This window comes from Pseudomonas sp. OV226 (genome assembly GCF_003148705.1).
GTDB lineage: Bacteria > Pseudomonadota > Gammaproteobacteria > Pseudomonadales > Pseudomonadaceae > Aquipseudomonas.
The window spans coordinates 32,159-53,327 of record NZ_QGGS01000027.1 but is presented as its reverse complement, the minus strand read 5'-3'; the positions used below and the strand labels follow the sequence as shown (position 1 = coordinate 53,327).

Genomic DNA, 21,169 nt, shown 5'->3' with positions numbered 1-21,169 from the left:
TCGTTCGCCCCGCTACTTGGTTACCGGTCGAAGCTTCTCACAACACCGGGCGTATTCCACAGTATCGGCAAGATATTTCTGAAATGAACCGGATCGGCACTCGTCCAGAACTCAGCAGCACGAACGGGCCCCTCGGCGAGCAAGTCACGCTCGGCCAACAGCCGCTGAAGTTGCCGCGCTACAGCAGCCCCCGTGTCGATCAGGCTGATGTCATCCGGGATCATCTGTTTGAGCAAAGGCTTCAGAAACGGATAATGCGTACACCCCAGAATCAAGGTGTCGCACCCGGCGCCGAGCAGCGGTTCGACATACCTGGCGAGCAACTGCCGCAAGGCCGGACTGTGCAGATCGCCGTTCTCAATCAGTTCGACCAGCCCGGGACAGGGCTGAGTGATGACGCGCACATCGGTGGCGAAACGGTCGAGCAATGCGGCGAACTTGGCACTCTGCAAGGTGCCAGTGGTGGCGAGCACGCCGACCACACCGCTGCGGGTCGCGGCAGCGGCAGGTTTGACGGCCGGTTCCATACCGACAATTGGCCATTGCGGGTAATCGCGTCGCAAGTCCGCAACACCCGCAACGGTCGCGGTATTGCACGCCAGCACCAGGGCCTTGGCACCCTGCTGCTGGAAAAAATCGGCCATGACGCTACAGCGCTGGCGTATGAACTCCGGTGTTTTCTCGCCGTAGGGAACATTCCCGCAGTCGGCGACGTACAGCAGTGACTCGTTGGGCAGCAAACGCTGGATCTCGGCCAGCACCGAGAGCCCACCGACGCCGGAGTCGAACACGCCGATCGGCGCTTCACGCATGTGTGGAACCGCAGACACTGCACCCCGGATCACGCTTGACGCGCAATTCGCGAAAGCGTGAGCCCAGCGCATCAATCAACAGCAGGCGCCCCACCAGCGGTTCGCCGAAACCGACCAACAGTTTCAGCGCTTCCAGTGCCTGAAGGCTGCCCACCAACCCAACCAGCGGTCCGACGACGCCGGCCTCGCTGCACGTCAGCTCGGCTTCACTGCCATGCCCGTATAAACAGTGGTAACACGGACTCTCCGGGCGGCGCGGGTCGAACACCGACAATTGCCCTTCAAGGCGAATCGCCGCGCCACTGACCAGCGGTTTAGCGGCGTTGACGCAAGCGGCGTTGACCGCTTCGCGGGTGGAGAAATTGTCGGAACAATCGAGCACCAGATCCACCGCAGCCACGGCCGCGGCCAGGGAGTCTTCGTCCAGGGCGGTGCGATGGGCGATCAGTTTGATCTCGGGATTGATCGCGCTCAGGCGTTTGATCGCCGAATCGACCTTGCTCAGGCCGACGCTGTCGGTGTCGTGAACAATCTGGCGTTGCAGATTGGTCAAGTCGACCGTATCGAAGTCAGCGAGGTGCAGTTCACCCACGCCAGCGGCGGCGAGGTAAAGCGCAACCGGCGAGCCCAGACCGCCGAGGCCGACGATCAACACGCGGCTTTCTTTCAAGCGCAACTGGCCGTCGATGTCGACGTGTTGCAGCAGAATCTGCCGACTGTAGCGCAACAATTCCTGATCATTCAGCACGGCAGGCGCCCCAGGCTGATTCGTTCGTGACCACCCAAATCCGTACGGCTGTGGACGTTTTCAAAGCCACGGCTCAGCAACAAATCGCGCACGGCATTGGCTTGATCGTAGCCGTGTTCGAGCATCAGCCAGCCACCCGCGTCCAGATAATCCGGTGCCTGGGCGACGATCAAACGCAGATCGTCGAGCCCGTCGACACCGGCCACCAGGGCACTGGCCGGCTCAAAGCGCACATCGCCCTCCACCAGATGCGGATCAGCGCTAGGGATGTAAGGCGGATTGCTGATGATCAGTTGAAAACGCTGACCGTCCAGGGCGCTGAACCAATGGCTGCTCAGCACCGTGGCGTTGTTGAGGTGCAGACGCTGGCGATTGCGCTCGGCCAGGGCCACCGCTTCAAGCACGCGATCCACTGCTGTCACTTTCCAGGCCGGACGCTCGCTGGCCAGGGCCAGGGCAATGGCGCCGCTGCCGGTACCGAGGTCGAGCACCTTGGCCGGGGTGGCCGGCAACAGCTCAAGCGCGGCCTCCACCAGCAATTCAGTGTCCGGACGCGGGATCAGCGTGTGCGGCGCCACTTCCAGATCCAGCTTCCAGAACCCTTGCTGCCCCAGAATGTAAGCCACCGGCTCACCGCCACGACGACGTTGCAAGTAACTGGCAAATGTCAGCGCCGCTTCACTGGGAACGATGCGCTCCGGCCAGGTGTGCAAAAAACTGCGGGGTTTGCCCAGGGCGGCAGCCAGCAGCAATTCGGCATCCAGGCGCGCGGTGGGCGAGTCGGGCAAATCTGCGGCGCGTAACAAACTGGCAATGATCGTCATTTACTCACCTATCGCCGCCAATTGATCGGCCTGGTACTCGGCCAGCAATGGCTCGATGACCGCCTCGACCCCGCCGGCGAGGATTTCGTCGAGCGAATACAGCGTCAGGTTGACCCGGTGGTCGGTGACCCGGCCCTGGGCAAAGTTGTACGTGCGAATCCGCTCCGAACGATCACCGGAACCCACCAGCAATTTACGTTCACTGGCGATGGCATTGGCGGCGGCGCTGGTCTGCTGATCGTTCAGCTTGGCCGACAGCCAGGACATCGCCCGGGCGCGGTTTTTGTGCTGGGAACGTTCTTCCTGGCATTCCACGACAATTCCGGACGGCAAGTGCGTGATGCGGATCGCCGAGTCGGTCTTGTTGACGTGCTGACCACCGGCCCCGGAAGAGCGGTAGGTATCGACCCGCAGGTCCGCGGGGTTGATCTCGATCGCTTCCTGTTCGTCCGGCTCGGGCAACACCGCCACGGTGCAGGCCGAGGTGTGGATGCGTCCTTGGGATTCAGTGGCCGGAACCCGCTGCACGCGGTGTGCGCCGGATTCGAACTTGAGCTTGCCGTAGACGTTGTCACCTTCGACCCGGGCGATGACTTCTTTATAGCCGCCATGCTCGCCGATGTTCTCGGAGAGGATTTCCACCCGCCAGCCGCGACGCTCGGCATACCGCGAATACATGCGGAACAGGTCGCCGGAGAAAATCGCCGCCTCGTCGCCACCGGTGCCGGCACGGATTTCGAGGAACACGTTGCGCCCGTCGTTCGGGTCCTTGGGCAGCAGCATGCGTTGCAGGCTGGCTTCGAGCTCGATCAATTGCTCCTTGGCTTCGCGGACTTCCTCCACGGCCATTTCGCGCATGTCCGGGTCGCTGTCCTTGAGCAGTGCCTGGGCGCCTTCGAGGTCGCCTTGCACTTTGAGCAACTGTTGATAGGCGCCGACAATTGGCTCGACTTCCGCGTATTCCTTGGAATAGGTGCGGAATTTGTTCTGATCGGAAATGACTTCGCCATCGCCAAGCAAGGCGGTCAATTCCTCGAAACGGTCCTGGAGGATGTCCAGCTTATTGAGCAGTGACGCTTTCATTGCGGTTTTTTATCCGAAAAGCTATCCGATGAGCCCTCACCGAGGGCAAAGAGTTCCTGGGCCATGGCCAGCGCATCGAGGCGGCCTTCGGCAGAGAGCTTTTTCAATTGCACGCTGGGCGCGTGCAAGAGTTTATTGGTCAGGCCGCGCGCCAGTTGCACCAGCACGTCTTCGGCGCTGCTGCCATTGGCCAGCAGGCGCTGGGCTTTCAGTAATTCCTCGTCGCGCATGCGCTCGCTTTGCTGACGATAGGCCTTGAGCACATCCACCGCCGCCAGTTCGCGCAGGCGGACCATGAAATCTTCGGCGCCGACCGAGACCATCTCTTCCGCCGCTTGCGCTGCTCCCTGACGGCTCTTGAGGTTCTCGGCGACCACTTCATGAAGATCGTCGACGCTGTACAGGTAAACGTCGTCCAGTTCGCCGACTTCCGGCTCGATATCGCGCGGGACGGCGATGTCCACCATGAAGATCGGTTTGTGCTTGCGCAGCTTCAGCGCGCTTTCCACCGCGCCTTTGCCGAGGATCGGCAACTGGCTGGCGGTGGAACTGATCACGATGTCGCTGCGCACCAGTTCTGCCGGAATGTCCGAGAGCAGCACGGCGTGGGCACCGAACTGCTCGGCCAGAATACTCGCGCGCTCCAGGGTTCGGTTGGCGACCACGATGCGCTTCACACCCAGCTCGTGCAGATGACGGGCCACCAGGGTGATGGTCTCGCCAGCGCCGATCAGCAATGCCTGGCTGCGTTGCAAGTCACTGAAAATCTGTTTCGCCAGGCTGACCGCGGCAAACGCCACGGACACCGGGTTCTCGCCGATGGCGGTGTCAGTGCGCACTTGTTTGGCCGCGTTGAACGTGGCCTGAAACAACCGGCCAAGCAACGGGCCAATGGTCCCGGCCTCGCGGGCGACGGCATAGGCCGATTTCATCTGGCCGAGAATCTGCGGTTCGCCCAACACCAGCGAATCGAGCCCGGAGGCGACCCGCATCATGTGACGAACTGCCGCATCATCTTCATGCACATAAGCGCTCGCGCGCAGCTCGTCGAGGCTCAAATGGTGATAGTCGGCCAGCCAGCGCAACACAACGTCGGCCGAAAGGTGATCCTGTTCTATATAAAGTTCACTGCGATTGCAGGTGGAGAGGATCGCAGCTTCGCGGCTGTCGGTGAGGCGGCAGAGCTGCTGCAAGGCCTCCACCAGCTGCTCAGGGGTAAAGGCCACGCGCTCGCGGACGTCTACAGAAGCAGTCTTGTGGTTGATACCGAGTGCAAGGAAGGCCATTCAAGGTCGCTGATGGTGACGTGAAGCCGGCAATTGTCCTACTTCGTCACAGCCAGAACAACTACCGCTGACTATTGTCCCCATGTCCCGTCTCTATAAAGACATCGATTGAGACTCGGTTATGTTTGGCCGAAGGCTTGTGTCATGATGATCCGACCGCAGGTTAGTCGTCCTCTTCCTATATGAATAGATCTTCCGCGTTGCTCCTCGCTTTTGTCTTCCTGAGCGGCTGCCAAGCCTTGGCCCCCGTGTCGCCGGACGGTACGTCGCCGGTCGAAGACAGCACTCCGGCCCCTGAAAAGCCCAAGGTTTACAGCTCATTCAGTGAAGAAACCATCTTCAGCTTGCTGAGCGCCGAACTGGCTGGCCAGCGCAATCGTTTCGACATTGCGCTGGATAACTACGTGACCCAGGCCATCAACACACAGGATCCGGGCATCTCCGAGCGAGCATTCCGCATTGCCGAGTACCTGGGCGCCGATCAGGCTGCCCTGGACACCGCGCTGATCTGGGCAAAAAACGCCCCGCAAGACCTCGAAGCGCAACGTGCGGCTGCCGTGCAACTGGCCCGTGCCGGTCGTTACGACGACTCCATGGTTTATATGGAGAAAGTCCTGCAAGGCAAAGGCGACACGCATTTTGACTTTCTGGCCCTGTCCGCGGCCGATACCGACCAGGACACGCGCAACGGTTTGATGAACAGCTTCGACCGTTTGCTGCAACGCCACCCGAACAACAGTCAGTTGATTTTCGGCAAGGCCCTGTTGATGCAACAGGACGGCGACGCCAAGGGTGCATTGGCCCTGCTGGAAAACAATCCGCCCGATGACGGTGAAATTGCTCCGATCCTGCTGCGCGCGCGCCTGCTGCAGGTGCTCAACCGCGGCGACGAAGCCTTGCCACTGCTGCAAAAAAGCATCAAGAAATACCCAGACGACAAGCGCCTGCGCCTGACCTACGCACGCATGCTGGTTGAGCAAGACCGCATAGAAGACGCCAAAGCCGAGTTTTCGAGCCTGGTGCAACAGTACCCAGAGGATGACGAGCTGCGTTATTCCCTGGCACTGGTCTGCCTGGAGGCAAAATCCTGGGACGAGGCCAAGAGCCTGCTTGAAGACTTGATCGCCCGCGAAAGCCACGTCGACTCCGCCCACCTGAACCTGGGCCGTATCGCAGAGGAGCGCAACGATCCCCAAGGCGCGTTGATCGAGTACGGCAAAGTCGGGCCTGGTAACGACTACTTGCCAGCCCAATTGCGCCAGACCGACATTCTGATCAATAACGGCAGGACCGCTGAAGCCCAACGCCGTCTGGCTGCAGAGCGCGACGAGCAACCTGACTACGCGATTCAGCTGTACCTGATCGAAGCCGAAACCTTGTCAGCCAACAATCAGAGCGACAAAGCCTTCGGTGTCCTGCAAAAAGCCTTGCAGCAATATCCGGACGATCTGAACCTTCTGTATACCCGCGCCATGCAGGCGGAAAAACGCAATGACCTGGCGCAGATGGAAAAAGACCTGCGCCTGATCATCAAGCGCGACCCGGACAATGCCATGGCACTGAATGCGCTCGGCTACACCCTGTCCGACCGCACCACGCGGTATACCGAGGCCAAGGCCTTGATCGAACAGGCTCACCAGATCAATCCGGAAGACCCGGCGGTGCTCGACAGCCTCGGCTGGGTAAACTTCCGCCTGGGTAATCTCGATGTAGCCGAGCGCTATCTGCGCCAGGCACTGGAGCGTTTCCCCGATCAGGAAGTGGCCGCCCACCTGGGTGAAGTGCTGTGGGCCAATGGCAAACAGCGCGAAGCCAAACAAGTCTGGGGCAAATTCCTCAAGGAACAACCTGACAGCCCTACCCTGCGCGGCACCATCAAGCGCCTGACCGGATCAGAGACTCTTTAAGATTATGTTTTTGCGCCATTTCATTGTTTTCAGTTTTATTGCCCTGCTCGCCGGTTGCGCGGGCTTCGGCGCTCGCGAATCCGTCGAAGGTCACGGCAACCCGGCCCAATGGCGTGAACACAAACAGCAATTGACCGCCCTCGACGGCTGGCAGATCAACGGCAAGATCGGCATCCGCGCACCCAAAGACTCGGGCAGCGGCACCCTGTTCTGGCTGCAGCGTCAGGATTACTACGACATCCGCCTTTCCGGCCCGCTGGGTCGCGGCGCCGCACGCCTGACCGGCCGACCTGGCAAGGTCTCGCTGGAAGTGGCGAACCAGGGTCGCTATGACGCACCGAATCCGGAAGTGCTGCTCGAAGAACAACTGGGCTGGAAACTACCGGTGTCCAACCTGGCCTGGTGGGTCCGCGGACTCCCGGCACCCGACAGCAAAAGCAAACTGACGCTGGATGCCGACAGTCGCCTGGCCAGTCTCGAACAGGATGGCTGGCAGGTTGAATACACCACTTACACACAACAAAACGGTTTCTGGCTGCCCGAGAAGATAAAACTTCACGGCACCGACCTTGATGTCACGCTGGTGATCAAGGAATGGCAACCACGCAAGTTGGGGCAATGAACATGACCGTGCCTCGCCTGAGACTGCCCTCCCCGGCCAAACTCAATCTGATGCTGCACATCCTCGGTCGCCGTGATGACGGCTATCACGAGTTGCAGACGATTTTTCAGTTCCTCGACTACGGCGATGAAATTACTTTTGCCGTTCGCGACGACGGTGTGATCCGGTTGCATACCGAGTTCGAGGGTGTTCCCCACGACAGCAATTTGATCGTCAAGGCCGCGAAGCAACTGCAGGAGCAATCCGGTTGCGCACTCGGCATTGATATCTGGATCGAAAAAGTCCTGCCCATGGGCGGTGGAATTGGTGGCGGCAGCTCCAATGCCGCGACGACATTGCTGGGCCTCAACCATCTTTGGCAATTGGGTTGGGACGAGGATCGACTGGCGGCACTGGGCCTGAGACTGGGGGCTGACGTCCCGGTTTTCGTGCGTGGCCATGCGGCTTTTGCCGAGGGCGTCGGGGAGAAACTGACCCCTGTAGACCCCGAAGAACCGTGGTATGTCGTGCTGATACCGCAAGTATCTGTAAGTACAGCAGAAATTTTTTCAGATCCGCTGTTGACACGTAACTCTCCTCCCATTAAAGTGCGCCCCGTTCCCAAGGGAAACAGTCGTAATGACTGCTTGCCGGTAGTAGCAAGGCGTTATCCAGAGGTACGTAACGCATTGAATTTGTTAGGTAATTTTACCGAAGCAAAACTCACTGGCACTGGAAGTTGTGTGTTTGGGGGCTTCCCAAGCAAAGCTGAAGCTGATAAAGTCTCGGCCCTTCTTACAGAGACCCTTACAGGGTTTGTAGCAAAAGGAAGCAACGTTTCGATGTTGCATCGCAAGCTGCAAAGTCTGCTCTAAAGGAACCGATTACTGGGTAATCGTTGCAACAGATACAGGGGCGTCGCCAAGCGGTAAGGCAGCAGGTTTTGATCCTGCCATGCGTTGGTTCGAATCCAGCCGCCCCTGCCATTTTCCTATACTCATCCAGGTTACCCTCAGCCTTCAGGTACTGCGCGTGTCCAAGATGATGGTCTTTACGGGGAACGCCAACCCCGATCTGGCTCGGCGTGTCGTACGTCAGCTGCATATCCCTCTCGGTGACATCTCTGTCGGTAAGTTTTCCGACGGCGAAATTACAGCCGAGATCAATGAAAACGTCCGCGGTAAAGATGTCTTCATTATTCAGCCGACTTGCGCTCCGACCAACGATAACCTGATGGAACTGGTAGTGATGGCTGATGCCTTCCGCCGCTCCTCGGCTACTCGTATCACTGCTGTTATTCCTTACTTTGGTTATGCCCGTCAGGATCGCCGTCCGCGTTCCGCACGTGTGGCTATCAGCGCGAAAGTTGTTGCTGACATGCTTACCGTAGTCGGCATCGACCGTGTTCTCACGGTTGATCTGCATGCTGACCAAATCCAGGGTTTCTTCGATATTCCGGTAGATAACATCTACGGCTCCCCTGTATTGGTGGATGACATTGAAGATCAGCGCTTCGAAAACCTGATGATCGTGTCCCCGGACATTGGTGGCGTCGTGCGTGCACGTGCTGTTGCCAAGTCCCTGGGCGTGGATCTCGGGATCATCGACAAACGCCGTGAGAAAGCCAATCACTCTGAAGTGATGCATATCATCGGTGATGTCGAAGGGCGTACCTGTATTCTGGTCGATGACATGGTCGATACCGCCGGCACTTTGTGCCACGCGGCCAAGGCCTTGAAAGAGCATGGCGCTGCCAAGGTTTTCGCCTACTGCACACACCCTGTGCTGTCCGGTCGGGCGATCGAAAACATTGAAAATTCCATGCTGGACGAACTGGTGGTGACTAACACCATCCCGTTGTCCGCTGCTGCACAAGCCTGCTCGCGTATCCGTCAACTGGATATCGCGCCGGTAGTTGCCGAGGCGGTCCGCCGCATCAGCAATGAAGAATCGATCAGCGCGATGTTCCGTTAAGGGCCCTGCCCTTTTCAATCATCGCGTTGACGAAAAGCGCCCCGCCCCGGCATTCCTGTCGGGGCGGGGCTTTTTTGCCCATATCGCCTTTAGCGCTGGTCGCAAACGCTGGGGCGAATGTGGTTATTTTGGAGATACAACATGAACGATTTTACTCTGAATGCTGAAGTGCGTTCCGACCTGGGGAAAGGTGCGAGCCGCCGCCTGCGTCGTCTCGCAAGCCTGGTACCAGCTGTAGTTTACGGTGGCGAAAAAGCCCCTGAATCCATCAGCATGCTGGCTAAAGAAGTTGCCAAACTGCTCGAAAACGAAGCGGCTTACAGCCACATCATCGAGCTGAACGTTGGCGGCACCAAGCAAAACGTAATCATCAAGGCTCTGCAGCGTCACCCGGCCAAAGGCCACGTGATGCACGCTGACTTCGTACGTGTAGTTGCCGGCCAAAAGCTGACCGCTATCGTTCCTGTGCACTTCATCAACGAAGCTGCTCCAGTGAAGAAAGGCGGCGAGATTTCGCACGTTGTTGCTGAAATCGAAGTGTCCTGCCTGCCAAAAGACCTGCCTGAATTCATCGAAGTTGACCTGGCTAACGCCGAAGTCGGCTCGATCATTCACCTGTCCGACATCAGCGCTCCTAAAGGCGTTGAATTTGTTGCTCTGGCTCACGGTAACGACCTGGCTGTTGCCAACGTTCACGCTCCACGTGTTGCTCCAGAAGCTGCAGAAGGCGCTGCAGAGTAATTCACTCTGTACGCCGGAGTGACCGGAAACATCGCGGACTGGAACGTAGCGAGAAAGCGGGCGGGAACGCGGAGTTTACATAATGGTAAATGAGCAATTTTCGTCCACTTTCGCCGCACACACCGATTGCAGCGATGTTATCCACCACTCCAAGGAAGGGCCCCTATCGTGACCGCCATTAAACTGATCGTTGGCCTGGGAAATCCAGGTGCTGAATACGAACAGACCCGGCATAACGCAGGGGCCCTTTTTGTTGAGCGCATCGCGAACGCACAAGGTGTAAACCTTGTCGCCGATCGCAAATATTTTGGCCTGACCGGACGCTATTCGCATCAGGGTCAGGATGTTCGTCTGCTGATTCCCACCACCTACATGAACCGTAGCGGCCAGGCCGTAGCAGCCCTGGCAGGTTTCTTCCGCATCAAGCCTGAAGAAATCCTCGTGGCGCATGACGAACTCGACCTGCCTCCGGGCGTTGCCAAGCTCAAGCAGGGCGGCGGCCATGGCGGTCACAACGGGTTGCGCGACATCATTGCGCAACTGGGCAATCAGAACACCTTTCATCGCTTGCGGCTTGGCATTGGCCACCCGGGCGTTGCCAGTATGGTTTCAAATTTCGTCCTGGGTCGTGCGCCACGCGCCGAACAGGAAAAACTCGATGCCAGCATCGACTTTGCCCTCGGCGTGCTGCCGGATATCCTCGCCGGTGAATGGAACCGCGCGATGAAAAACCTGCACAGCCAGAAGGCCTGACTCTAATCCGAGGGGAAACACCATGGGATTCAATTGCGGCATCGTCGGCCTGCCTAACGTCGGCAAGTCCACCCTGTTCAACGCCCTGACCAAATCCGGGATCGCGGCCGAAAACTTCCCCTTCTGCACCATCGAGCCGAACACCGGTATCGTGCCGATGCCGGATCCGCGTCTGGATGCCCTGGCGGCCATCGTCAATCCAAAGCGCATCCTGCCGACCACCATGGAATTCGTCGACATCGCAGGCCTGGTTGCCGGCGCCTCGAAAGGTGAAGGCCTGGGCAACAAGTTCCTCGCCAACATCCGTGAAACCGATGCCATCGCCCACGTGGTCCGCTGCTTCGAAGACGAGAACGTGATTCACGTCTCCAACAGCGTCGACCCGAAACGCGACATCGAGATCATCGACCTGGAGTTGATCTTCGCCGACCTCGACAGCTGCGAGAAGCAACTGCAGAAAGTCGCCCGCAACGCCAAGGGTGGCGACAAGGACGCCGTGGTCCAGAAAGGCCTGCTGGAGCAACTGATCGCTCACTTCACCCTCGGCAAGCCTGCGCGCACGCTGATGAAGAACATGGGCGCCGACGACAAGGCAGTGATTCGTGGCTTCCACCTGCTGACCACCAAGCCGGTCATGTACATCGCCAACGTCGCTGAAGACGGTTTCGAGAACAACCCGCTGCTGGACATCGTCAAGGCCATCGCCGACGAAGAAGGCGCCATGGTGGTTCCGGTCTGCAACAAGATCGAAGCCGAAATCGCCGAGCTGGAAGACGGCGAAGAGAAAGACATGTTCCTCGAAGCCCTGGGCCTCGAAGAGCCTGGCCTGAACCGCGTGATCCGCGCTGGCTACGAAATGCTGCACCTGCAGACCTACTTCACCGCTGGTGTTGAAGAAGTCCGCGCCTGGACCGTTCGCGTCGGTGCCACCGCACCGCAAGCCGCTGGCGTGATCCACACCGACTTCGAAAAAGGCTTCATCCGCGCCGAAGTCATCGCCTATGACGACTTCATCCAGTACAAGGGCGAAGCCGGCACCAAAGAAGCCGGTAAATGGCGTCTGGAAGGCAAGGACTACATCGTCAAAGACGGCGACGTGATGCACTTCCGCTTCAACGTGTAACGGTGACCGTGGATTTACACGGAACCCGATAGACAGAAAATCCCCGTAATCACTGGCTGATACGGGGATTTTTGCGTCTTATGATCACCATCATCCGCCATTGCGATCTGAGGTATTGCTGGGTACGCTACCGGGTATGACGCCTGAAGCCGGTTTTAAAAACCGGGTACGACGGAAGTTCGGAGATCATCCCATGCTCACCGATACCCAATGCCGCACCGCAAAACCCAAGGACAAGCCCTACAAGCTCACAGATGGGAAAGGGCTGCACCTAGAGGTCAAACCCAACGGTTCAAAAGCGTGGCGTTACCGTTTCGAGCTTCGATCCGGAGACACGACAAAGGAGAGTACCTTTGCGATTGGCGACTATGCGATCGCGCCTCGGGGCGAATCTCCGAAAGAGGCCCAAGCTCGAAAAAATGGTCGACGCTTCACGTTGGCAGAGGCGCGGGACGAGCGCGTTAAAGCCAGAGACTTGGTGAAGCAAGGCATCAACCCCGCCCGGCATCGACAACTCGAGCGCATCAAGCGAGAGCAGGAAAACGCCACCACCTTCGAAGCGGTGGCGAAAGAGTGGCTGGCCCTGAAAGATTGGGCAGAGATCACCAAGACCAGGCGCCTAGATATGCTCAAGCGCGTGGTCTTCCCCAAGATTGGTCCATGGCCAATCAAGAGCATCACCCCAGCGCATATCCTGGATGTGCTTACCACGTCGGCGAAAAAAAACGGCCTGACGGTCGCGGCAGAGGCCAAACGCAGCATGTCCGGCATCTTCGAACTCGCGGTTTCGACGCTGCGAGCAGATACCGATCCGGTGTATCCAGTTCGCAAAGCACTCCCGGCAAATAAAACCCAGCACAAGCGCCCGCTAACGGCGGATGAAATTGGTCAACTCCTGAGGGACGTCGAAGGACATTGCGGTCGCCACGAAACCATTACCGCATTCCGCCTAATGTGGCTGGTGCTCTGCCGACCGAACGAAGCAGTGGAAGCCCGATGGGATGAATTTGATCTCGATGCCGGTCGCTGGCGAATTCCCGCTGAGCGGATGAAAAAGCGCAAGGAGCACATTGTTCCTCTACCCACCCAGGCAATGGACATGCTGCGAGCGCTGCATTCCATCACAGGCAGATATGAGCACTTATTTCCCCACCGTGATGAACGAACCAAACCGATGGTCACGGCTTCCTTCCGGCAGATGCTCAAAGCCCTGGGCTGGAGTGGAAAATACAGCCCCCATGCCACCAGAACCACGGGAAGTACCCGACTCAACGAGATGGGCTATCCCGCCGACTGGATCGAGCGACAACTCGCCCACGCAGAGCCCAATATGGTTCGGCGCACCTATAACCATGCAGAGTACCTGGCGGATCGTACGAAGATGATGCAGCAGTGGGCAGACATGCTTGATGTATGGACTCTCGGCGAAAGCAACATCACGCCCTTCAATCGAAGTGCCAATCCATAGCCAATACCTGTTCTACCTACTGGCGACACCAGCGACAGGCTGGAAGGGGGCGACAGTATTGGTGACCGTCGCCACTTTTTCTAGCTCGCGAATACGCTTTTCCGGCCAAGCCCTCATGGCAGGGAAGGCTCCGCATTCCCTGCCATGAGGGCTCACATAACAAAGCCGACGAACGGCTAGGCCTCCACCGAAAGCCATCGATTTCCAGGACCATCCAGTGGCCTCAACTGGCGCCACGCGCATCAAAAACAGCGATTGACCCGCAGCCAGGCAGGGCTTAAATCAAGCCCTGAGGACCGCTGTCGTTGACAGCACCCAACCCAGGTAGCCAGAACCTTTAAGGCTACGCCACACCGTGGTGGTTCTCCCCCAAGTGCGATTAGCGTCCGGCGGCTCGCACAGTCACAGCGATGTGATGGATGCCTACTTCTCAGCTTTGCCTACTGCGGCAAAACCCACCCTACCCGGCTGCCCTGCAGCAACCTATCCGCTTGGCCATTTCACTGCGCCAACCTGCGTTCGTCTCTTACTTCCAGGAAGAGACGAACGCGCCTACCGCTGCTGCAGCCCAACTCGTACAAGGCTTTGCGGCATTCCCCCTCGTGACAATCGGCATGACAAACACCGAATGCTCACCCACAGCAGCGATGCCGATGATGGTGCCGCAGCCCACGGAATGGACTGTACCTGACTGACAGTCAGGCATGCCCCAGTCATCGCATCACTGCCTTCACCCGACTCAGGATCTCGCGGCATTGGTCTCGTCAGGCCAGTGCAGCCTCCACCCGCCCACTTCCTCGGAAGTGCTCAGGAGGCCAGATCATGAGATGCCCAAGCTCTTGGCCGTAAAGAGCCGCCAGTCCCGCGTTAGTGGACAACCCTCACAGGTCGCAGGGGCCTTGATCCCTGATAGCACTCAACATCCATGGCGGGATGACGTGGGGAAAGTTTCAAGGGTTTTGGCTTTAAGAGGAGTTTGATCATGGCATTGGTCGGTAGACGGGACGGGCGAAATTTTGGATGGGGCCGGCAACTGAGTTATGCCGGACCACAAGCATTGCGCGACATGTTTGGCGGCGGGCATTACGGCACGGTCAAAGCACACAGTGATCGGTGGCAGGCGTTTGTGCGCTGGTGTCGGTCGGAGGATGGGCCAGGGTTTAACGATGCGCGACAGATTGATCGGCAGACCTTGTTTGACTACGCCGGATATCTGCGGCAGCAAGTCGAACAAGGGGCTATCTGCATCGCCACCGCGCAAAACCGGTTGTCCAGCGTGAACCGAACCATGGCCGCGCTGCGCGGTGATCAGTATGTGAAAGTGCCGAGTCCGAGCAAGGCGCTGGGAATGCGGCGCACCAGTGTTCGTCGCTCGGAGCCGCAAGGCCAGGACCGCGAACACGTGAAGCGGATCGTCGACGTGCTCTGCGAACATAAAATGCCGCGCGCCGCGGCCATCGCTCAGTTGGCGCGAGCCACCGGTATGCGCTTGCGCGAGGCCATTTTGGCCGACCTACCGCGTCTAAAACGTGAGGCTGAACACTACGGCAAGATCAACATCCAAGAGGGCACCAAAGGGGGCCGCTCAGGTGCCTCGGCACCTCGCTGGATTACGGTAGATGAGCATATTCGTGACGCTCTGAGGTTTGCCGAACAGGTCTCGCCTGAGGGTAGCCGCAACCTGCTTGCACCGGATGAACGCTACCTCGATTTCCAACGGGGAATCGTTCGTCCGGCACGGGACATCCTCCATACGCACAACCTCAAAGGCTTCCACGAGTTGCGGGCGGCCTATGCGTGCGAACGCTATGAGCAAATCACCCAGCATCTCGCACCCATCAACGGTGGCCGCTGCTACCAGCTCGACCGACGCCTCGATCAGGAGGCCCGAGCACAAATTAGCTGCGAATTGGGGCACGGTCGTATCGACGTGGTATCGGCTTACATCGGTGGCCGAGCATGAGCACGGCATTCGATATGGAGCTTTTCCTTGCTGGGGTGCTGACCGGGGCACATGCCACACGCGAACGTCACATCCGCCAGGCCAAGACTATTCAAGCAGCCATTTCTGAACGCTGGAACCGAGATAATCCATGGACATGGCAAAGAAAACATCTCGTTTGGTTTTTAAACCACCATATGAACTCAAACTCGAAATCGACGCGCTACTACTACCTGCTGACCACAAGTTTGATCACTCTGCGCCTAGGAAAATCCTGGAGTTTTCAACGCTAGCCGAGTGTCAGCAACTGCGCGTTCTATATCCCTCCCCGGCGGGTTGCGCCAGCCAACGATTTGATTGTAGTTAGGGCGGGCCTCTTGAGCCCCCTGAACCAAACCTTGTAGTGATAACCTATGTTTTACTGATGGACTGAGGGTTTGTAGCTCAAGGCTACAAGCTTCATCTGAGACGTAGAGGCTGAAGGTGGTGATAGACACTAGTCTGGTGGCGAAGCTAAGGGCTGAGAATGCAAGATTAGTTGCCTTGCTGGATGCTCATGGCATCGATTGGCGCCCGCCTGCTGAGCCAGTCAAGATAGCGATTGTCCAAGCAGAGCCATCACAGCAACTCGATACTGAAGGAAAGCTTGCCCTATTCCGAAGTTTGTTTCGCGGTAGGACGGACGTTTATCCAACCCGCTGGGAAAGCAAGGCAGGCAAATCAGGGTACGCACCCGCTTGCGCAAACGAATGGAAGCCTGGCGTTTGTGAGAAGCCCCGAATTAAATGTGGCGACTGCGGTAACCGTCAGCTACTTCCGCTGACCGATGAGGTGGTCTATCGCCATCTAGCAGGTGAAGTGGTTGTTGGTATCTACCCCTTGCTTCCTGATGACACCTGTTATTTTCTGGCTGTCGACTTCGATGAAGCCGAATGGCGTGATGATACCCAAGCTTTTGCTCAGTCGTGCCATGAACTGGACGTCCCAGTGGCACTGGAAATATCGCGCTCAGGTAACGGGGCCCACTGCTGGATTTTTTTCGAGCGAAATGTCCCTGCTCATGATGCGCGCCGCCTCGGTGCGGCAATCATCAGTCATGCATGTGAACGCACGCGCCAATTGGCGCTCAGCTCCTATGATCGACTGTTTCCAAATCAGGACTATATGCCTAAGGGCGGCTTCGGGAACCTCATCGCGCTCCCTTTGCAAAAGCGAGCCAGGGCCAAAAACAACAGTGTTTTTGTAGACGACACGCTTGAACCTCATCCCGATCAGTGGGCCTTCCTGGCATCGGTTCAGCGGATGAACCCAGAGGATATCCAGGCCGTTGTTACCCAGGCGATGGGTAACCGGGATCCTATAGGTGTCACCCATATTGATGACGAAGGCGATGCAGAACCTTGGAAAGGTCGGGACTCAAGATCAAGCAAATTGACATGCCCGTTACCGGCGTCCGCCAACATCACGCTGGCTAACATGATTTACTTTGAAAAAACGGCATTGCCACAGCCATTGGCAAACCAGCTTGTCCGGCTCGCTGCGTTTCAAAACCCCGAATTCTACAAAGCTCAGGCCATGCGTATGTCGGTGTGGAACAAGCCAAGGGTCATCGGCTGTGCCCAGAATTTCCCCAAACATATTGCACTGCCACGTGGCTGCTTGGATGCTGTGCTGGAGCTTTTAAGAGAAAACGGCATTACCCCAGTTTTTCAAGATGAACGCTTCGCAGGCAATTCCATCGACGTGAGCTTCCTCGGGACCCTGCGCCCCGACCAGGAAGATGCGATCAGCACAATGCTAAGTCATGACACCGGCATCCTCTGCGCGCCGACAGCGTTCGGTAAAACGGTGAGTGCTGCTGCCTTGATTGCTAAACGTGGCGTTAACACATTGGTGCTTGTGCATCGGACGGAATTGTTAAGGCAGTGGCAAGAGCGCTTGCAGGCGTTCTTGGGAGTCGGGAATGGTGTCGTTGGAACTCTTGGGGGCGGAAAAGCGAAGCTTACCGGCATCATCGACATTGCCGTAATGCAGTCTTTATCGCGAAAAGGCGAGATCAGCGATCAGGTAAAAAACTACGGCCAAATCATCGTTGATGAGTGTCATCACCTATCAGCAGTGTCATTCGAGGCACTACTGAGGAGCGCAACCGCGCGGTACGTGCTGGGACTCACGGCAACCCCTGTGCGCCGAGATGGGCAGCAGCCCATTATTTTCATGCAGTGCGGACCGATCCGACATTCTGCTGCTCGACCAGCGAATGCGCCTCATGACCTATCTGTCGTGCCTCGATTGCTGTCCAAACCAATAGTGGTCCCCGACGGTTTTGGAATTCAGGACATATTTCGGCGTCTAGCCGACGACTCTGAGCGGACAGCCAAAATCGTCTCGGAGATTGAGCTGGCGTACAGCGAGGGTAGAAAAGTTCTAGTGCTAACGGAGCGGACGGAACATGTGGACGCCCTTGAATTAGAATTGAAGCAGCGCGTGCACAACCTTTTCACGCTTCATGGGCGAGTGCCCAAGAAACAGCGCATTTCCCGTATGCATGAGCTTGAGTCCCTTCCCCCTGATGCTCCACGGGTGCTCTTGGCAACAGGAAAACTAGTAGGTGAAGGTTTCGATCACCCGCCGCTGGACACGCTGGTACTGGCAATGCCCATCTCATGGAAGGGAATCCTTCAGCAATATGCGGGGCGGTTGCATCGATCGCATACCGATAAGGCCGACGTGCGAGTGATCGACTTCGTTGACGGGGGTAATGTCGCGCTGATGAGGATGTGGGATAAGCGCCAGGCAGGTTACAAAGCGATGGGCTACCGTATGGCTGACTCCATGGCCACCTTGGACCTACTCTAACTCTAACGTGGTTGACGGTTCAGAGAGCAACGCAACCGCTGTGAAAGTAAAATCATATACAGCTTCAAAACCGGGCGCTAAACCGGGTATGACGTAAATTTACCCGTACTAAAGCCTAGACTTTATAAGGTCTGCACCCCATGACTTCTGGTTTAACGTGTAACGGTGACCGTGGATTAACACGGAACCCGATAGACTGAAAATCCCCGTAATCACTTGCTGATACGGGGATTTTTGCGTCTTGGGATCACCATTCTCCTCGACGACACGCAAACTTTGCGGGCCTGCGCGTAACGTATTGACCGGGGTCACGGCTCACAGTGATAAACCTTTTGTCAGGTCGCCTCGGGCAAAGGCTGCGCTTTCTCAGGGGGTTTGATTGAACCGATATAAACCGCAAAGACAGTCAGCAGCGCGCCACAAATCTGCAGCGTGGAGCTGGCCTTGCCGAGAAAGGTGACATCAATGAAATAGGTGATCACCGGCTCCAGTAACAGGATCAGACCGGCCAACCCTAGGCTGATTGCTCCGATCGAACGGTTGACCAGCAACCAGCCGACAAACTGCACCAGTACCCCGTAGATGATCAGCATCAGCAAGGTTTGCCCATCCACGATGGCCAGGCTTTCCCCAGTTGCCAGCGCGTATGTCAGCAGAACCAATGCCGCCCAAAGACTCAAATTGAGCATCTGTGCGATCTTGTCACCCCCGCCGTCCGGCAATTGGGTGTTGATCTTCAGAAAATACACACAGATGGCATACGCCAGCCCCGACAGCACGCCATACACCACGCCCTTGATCCCTACCGCACTGGTCATCTCGGGTAGCAACAACAGATAGAGCCCGACAAATGCCAAGCTAATGGAGACCAGGAAGTAGATCGAAGGTTTTTCCTTCAACAGGTACAACCCCAACAGGGTCATGAAGAACACCTGACAGTTGGTCAGGATCGACCCGATGCCCGGGCCGACGATATAGATGCTCTGATGCCAAAGCACCAGGTCAATGGCCAAAAACACCCCAGCCAACGCGGTGTACAGCTGCGCCTTGGCACTTTTGAGGAGCACCGGTGTTTTGCGCACCTTGAGCAGCAGGAAGAACAGGATCGAGGCGAACACCATCCGATAGAACCCTGCGCCACCCGCGCCGATATGGGCGAAAGCGACGGCTAGAGCAGACAGACTGAGCATCAGTCCACCGACGGTCAATTCAATGATTGCCCGATTGTTATTAGTCGCCATGAGAAACCTCATTGATAAAGACCGGCATTAACTTTATGAGTACTCACAACTCCCCAGGTGAGCAACTATCAGATTCGACAAAGCAGAAAATCCCCAAAGGTCTTTTCTGCCATGTGCCAAAATGCACTTACTATTAATTGGCATTAAGCGTTAGCAACAATACCTCTCTTTAAACTTCTTGCGCGGCCAACTTCAACCATTGTTGTACCGGTGAAAAACCCAGAATATTTTCGACATAGCCCTGCAGTTGCGCAGGGATGGCAATACCATAACGACGGAAGCGGAACACCACCGGAACAAACATCGCATCCACAATGCCGAAGTCACCGCAGAGAAACTTTGTTGAACCACTCACCTCACGGAGCTGGTTCCAGATAGCGAATATCCGCATGATTTCCCCTTCCGTCTCAGCGGTCAGGCTTTCCGGGATGTCGCCTGTGTTCAGGCCAAACGACATCTGCGTGCGCAGGTGGATGAAACCGGAGTGCATCTCTGCCGCAGCAGCGCGTGCCAGAGCCTTGCCCCTTGAATCCCGGGGCCAAAGGTTGGCGGCCGGACAGTAATCGGCAATGTATTCGCTGATGGCCAGGCTGTCGGTGATGACGACATCATCAAGCAGCAGCGCCGGCACCTTGCCGGAAGGCGAGTGCTCCAGAATGCGCTGGCGGGTGTCGCTTTGTTCCAGTTTGATCTGAAGGGTTTCAAATTCAACATCCGCTGTCACAAGAACCAGCCACGCACGAAATGACCATGAAGACTTATTAAAATCCCCAACTACCAGTTTTGTAGACATCGTACCCCCTAGCTTGTGTTATGAAACAGGTGCTAAATTTAGCGACCTTTTTTTCATACGTATTGCACAAAACTGGACAATTCATGGACAAAAGTCGCCGCAACAAAGCCCCTCAAAAAGACAAGGACTTTGTTCAATTCTGGCGTATACCCGAAGGCGACTGTGAGTTGCTATCTGCGCGTTACAGCACTCAATCTTTCGGCCGACATTCACATGACCGATACGCTATCGGCGTTATAAGTAGCGGGGTTGAAAAACTTTTTTATCGCGGCAGTTACTACATGGGCGTCGCTGACAGTGTGGTCACCATTACCCCCGGGGAGATCCACGACGGCTTGCCAGGCCATGATGAGGGCTGGATGTATCGAATGCTCTATATCGACCCCGAATGGGTCAATCGGATGGTGTTTCAAGGGCGTTTTTCAGACGATCATATTCATCTTTTTCAAACAGCGCTGAGCCAGGCCCCCGACTTCGCCCGGACCTTTTTGCATCAACATCAAATCATTGAAAAATCGCCCTCCAGCCTTGAACGGGAAACGATCCTGCTGGATCTGGTGACGCAGCTCTTCGAGCGCAGCGGAGCGCCCATCGAACCCGTCAGTGCGGTTGAGCAGCACGCCGTGCAAAGGATCAAGAGGAAGCTCGAAGACGAGTTCGACAAACATCTGTCTCTGGAAGAACTGGCGCAACTGGTGAACCTTGACCCTCTTTACCTGATCCGGGTGTTCAAAAAAAGCGTTGGCGTCTCGCCCCACAGCTATCAGATTCAGAAAAGAATCGCCCAGGTCCAAAAACTGCTGCGCACCGGATCCAGTCTCGCAGAAGCGTCATTCACCTGCGGCTTCTTCGATCAAAGCCACATGACCCGAGCGTTCAAAAAAGTAGTGGGCATCACACCCGGTAGTTTCCGCAATAGCAGTGCCTGAGCCTGTAAAACACCCGCCCAAGAAAAAGCCGCGTTTGATACGCGGCTTTTTTGCGCCTGTAGGAGCAAAGCTTGCTCGCGATGAA

19 protein-coding genes and 1 tRNA gene are annotated in these 21,169 nt (G+C 57.0%); 13 read left to right on the top strand and 7 right to left on the bottom strand.

Features of this window, described 5'->3' with window-relative positions; all coding sequences use genetic code 11:
- Positions 1 to 20: 20 nt before the first annotated feature.
- From murI to hemA, 5 genes are read right to left on the bottom strand one after another with little or no spacing between them, the layout of a single operon-like run.
- Positions 21 to 812: a glutamate racemase gene (gene murI, locus C7534_RS28500; RefSeq protein ID WP_109787822.1), complete on the bottom strand. Its 792-nt coding sequence runs from the start codon at positions 810 to 812 to the stop codon at positions 21 to 23.
- Complete coding sequence (locus tag C7534_RS28495; RefSeq protein WP_046030153.1) at positions 805 to 1,560, bottom strand: molybdopterin-synthase adenylyltransferase MoeB; 756 nt, start codon at positions 1,558 to 1,560, stop codon at positions 805 to 807. Before C7534_RS28495 ends, murI begins: the two co-directional genes overlap by 8 nt.
- On the bottom strand, positions 1,554 to 2,384 hold the full coding sequence (gene prmC, locus C7534_RS28490) for a peptide chain release factor N(5)-glutamine methyltransferase (RefSeq protein ID WP_109787821.1): 831 nt from the start codon (positions 2,382 to 2,384) through the stop codon (positions 1,554 to 1,556). Before prmC ends, C7534_RS28495 begins: the two co-directional genes overlap by 7 nt.
- Positions 2,385 to 3,467 (bottom strand): peptide chain release factor 1, encoded by a 1,083-nt coding sequence (prfA, locus tag C7534_RS28485; protein WP_046030148.1) that lies wholly within the window; start codon positions 3,465 to 3,467, stop codon positions 2,385 to 2,387.
- On the bottom strand, positions 3,464 to 4,753 hold the full coding sequence (gene hemA / locus C7534_RS28480; protein ID WP_046030145.1) for a glutamyl-tRNA reductase: 1,290 nt from the start codon (positions 4,751 to 4,753) through the stop codon (positions 3,464 to 3,466). The genes prfA and hemA overlap by 4 nt, the downstream gene beginning before the upstream one ends.
- Positions 4,754 to 4,935: 182 nt before the next feature.
- Between hemA and C7534_RS28475 the strand changes: the two genes are divergently transcribed.
- The 12 genes from C7534_RS28475 to C7534_RS28415 all read left to right on the top strand — a co-directional run bounded on the left by C7534_RS28475 (position 4,936) and on the right by C7534_RS28415 (position 18,121).
- The gene (locus tag C7534_RS28475; RefSeq protein WP_046030143.1) at positions 4,936 to 6,660 is read left to right on the top strand and encodes a tetratricopeptide repeat protein; all 1,725 of its coding nucleotides are present in this window, start codon (positions 4,936 to 4,938) and stop codon (positions 6,658 to 6,660) included.
- 4 nt (positions 6,661 to 6,664) lie between these two features.
- A complete protein-coding gene (gene lolB, locus C7534_RS28470; RefSeq protein WP_109787820.1) occupies positions 6,665 to 7,282 on the top strand; it encodes a lipoprotein insertase outer membrane protein LolB in 618 nt (205 codons plus the stop codon).
- Positions 7,283 to 7,284: 2 nt separating this feature from the next.
- A complete protein-coding gene (gene ispE, locus C7534_RS28465) occupies positions 7,285 to 8,136 on the top strand; it encodes a 4-(cytidine 5'-diphospho)-2-C-methyl-D-erythritol kinase (protein WP_109787845.1) in 852 nt (283 codons plus the stop codon).
- 36 nt (positions 8,137 to 8,172) lie between these two features.
- Positions 8,173 to 8,247: transfer RNA gene (locus tag C7534_RS28460), tRNA-Gln, on the top strand.
- A gap of 46 nt (positions 8,248 to 8,293) precedes the next feature.
- Complete coding sequence (locus C7534_RS28455) at positions 8,294 to 9,235, top strand: ribose-phosphate pyrophosphokinase (protein WP_003208392.1); 942 nt, start codon at positions 8,294 to 8,296, stop codon at positions 9,233 to 9,235.
- 141 nt (positions 9,236 to 9,376) lie between these two features.
- On the top strand, positions 9,377 to 9,976 hold the full coding sequence (locus C7534_RS28450) for a 50S ribosomal protein L25/general stress protein Ctc (protein WP_018929567.1): 600 nt from the start codon (positions 9,377 to 9,379) through the stop codon (positions 9,974 to 9,976).
- A 168-nt stretch (positions 9,977 to 10,144) separates the two neighbouring features.
- Positions 10,145 to 10,729 carry an aminoacyl-tRNA hydrolase gene (gene pth / locus C7534_RS28445; RefSeq protein WP_046030136.1) on the top strand — a complete coding sequence of 195 codons (585 nt, stop codon included), beginning with the start codon at positions 10,145 to 10,147 and terminating at the stop codon, positions 10,727 to 10,729.
- A 22-nt stretch (positions 10,730 to 10,751) separates the two neighbouring features.
- A complete protein-coding gene (ychF, locus tag C7534_RS28440; protein WP_077431265.1) occupies positions 10,752 to 11,852 on the top strand; it encodes a redox-regulated ATPase YchF in 1,101 nt (366 codons plus the stop codon).
- 193 nt (positions 11,853 to 12,045) lie between these two features.
- The gene (locus C7534_RS28435) at positions 12,046 to 13,320 is read left to right on the top strand and encodes a tyrosine-type recombinase/integrase (RefSeq protein ID WP_109787819.1); all 1,275 of its coding nucleotides are present in this window, start codon (positions 12,046 to 12,048) and stop codon (positions 13,318 to 13,320) included.
- 982 nt (positions 13,321 to 14,302) lie between these two features.
- On the top strand, positions 14,303 to 15,283 hold the full coding sequence (locus tag C7534_RS28425) for an integrase domain-containing protein (protein ID WP_109787818.1): 981 nt from the start codon (positions 14,303 to 14,305) through the stop codon (positions 15,281 to 15,283).
- Complete coding sequence (locus C7534_RS28420) at positions 15,280 to 15,555, top strand: hypothetical protein (protein WP_109787817.1); 276 nt, start codon at positions 15,280 to 15,282, stop codon at positions 15,553 to 15,555. Before C7534_RS28425 ends, C7534_RS28420 begins: the two co-directional genes overlap by 4 nt.
- Positions 15,556 to 15,748: 193 nt before the next feature.
- Positions 15,749 to 18,121 (top strand): TOTE conflict system archaeo-eukaryotic primase domain-containing protein, encoded by a 2,373-nt coding sequence (locus tag C7534_RS28415; protein ID WP_109787844.1) that lies wholly within the window; start codon positions 15,749 to 15,751, stop codon positions 18,119 to 18,121.
- 335 nt (positions 18,122 to 18,456) lie between these two features.
- Here the strand turns inward: C7534_RS28415 and C7534_RS28410 are convergent, their stop codons facing one another.
- Positions 18,457 to 19,362, bottom strand: a complete 906-nt coding sequence (locus C7534_RS28410) for a DMT family transporter (RefSeq protein ID WP_109787816.1) — start codon at positions 19,360 to 19,362, stop codon at positions 18,457 to 18,459.
- 169 nt (positions 19,363 to 19,531) lie between these two features.
- Positions 19,532 to 20,155 (bottom strand): glutathione S-transferase, encoded by a 624-nt coding sequence (locus C7534_RS28405; protein WP_109787815.1) that lies wholly within the window; start codon positions 20,153 to 20,155, stop codon positions 19,532 to 19,534.
- Between the two features lie 83 nt (positions 20,156 to 20,238).
- On the opposite strand from C7534_RS28405, the gene C7534_RS28400 reads away from it, so the two are divergent.
- A complete protein-coding gene (locus C7534_RS28400; RefSeq protein WP_109787814.1) occupies positions 20,239 to 21,084 on the top strand; it encodes a helix-turn-helix domain-containing protein in 846 nt (281 codons plus the stop codon).
- Positions 21,085 to 21,169 lie beyond the last annotated feature (85 nt).

Bases quoted from the DNA above. Each gene is read 5' to 3' on its own strand.
- C7534_RS28450 (WP_018929567.1), top strand. From the start codon at position 9,377: ATGAACGATTTTACTCTGAATGCTGAAGTGCGTTCCGACCTGGGGAAA.
- C7534_RS28435 (WP_109787819.1), top strand. From the start codon at position 12,046: ATGCTCACCGATACCCAATGCCGCACCGCAAAACCCAAGGACAAGCCC.
- C7534_RS28405 (WP_109787815.1), bottom strand. From the start codon at position 20,155: ATGTCTACAAAACTGGTAGTTGGGGATTTTAATAAGTCTTCATGGTCA.
- hemA (WP_046030145.1), bottom strand. From the start codon at position 4,753: ATGGCCTTCCTTGCACTCGGTATCAACCACAAGACTGCTTCTGTAGAC.
- murI (WP_109787822.1), bottom strand. From the start codon at position 812: ATGCGTGAAGCGCCGATCGGCGTGTTCGACTCCGGCGTCGGTGGGCTC.
- ychF (WP_077431265.1), top strand. From the start codon at position 10,752: ATGGGATTCAATTGCGGCATCGTCGGCCTGCCTAACGTCGGCAAGTCC.
- C7534_RS28420 (WP_109787817.1), top strand. From the start codon at position 15,280: ATGAGCACGGCATTCGATATGGAGCTTTTCCTTGCTGGGGTGCTGACC.
- prfA (WP_046030148.1), bottom strand. From the start codon at position 3,467: ATGAAAGCGTCACTGCTCAATAAGCTGGACATCCTCCAGGACCGTTTC.
- C7534_RS28475 (WP_046030143.1), top strand. From the start codon at position 4,936: ATGAATAGATCTTCCGCGTTGCTCCTCGCTTTTGTCTTCCTGAGCGGC.
- prmC (WP_109787821.1), bottom strand. From the start codon at position 2,384: ATGACGATCATTGCCAGTTTGTTACGCGCCGCAGATTTGCCCGACTCG.
- lolB (WP_109787820.1), top strand. From the start codon at position 6,665: ATGTTTTTGCGCCATTTCATTGTTTTCAGTTTTATTGCCCTGCTCGCC.
- C7534_RS28400 (WP_109787814.1), top strand. From the start codon at position 20,239: ATGGACAAAAGTCGCCGCAACAAAGCCCCTCAAAAAGACAAGGACTTT.
- ispE (WP_109787845.1), top strand. From the start codon at position 7,285: ATGACCGTGCCTCGCCTGAGACTGCCCTCCCCGGCCAAACTCAATCTG.
- C7534_RS28410 (WP_109787816.1), bottom strand. From the start codon at position 19,362: ATGGCGACTAATAACAATCGGGCAATCATTGAATTGACCGTCGGTGGA.
- C7534_RS28425 (WP_109787818.1), top strand. From the start codon at position 14,303: ATGGCATTGGTCGGTAGACGGGACGGGCGAAATTTTGGATGGGGCCGG.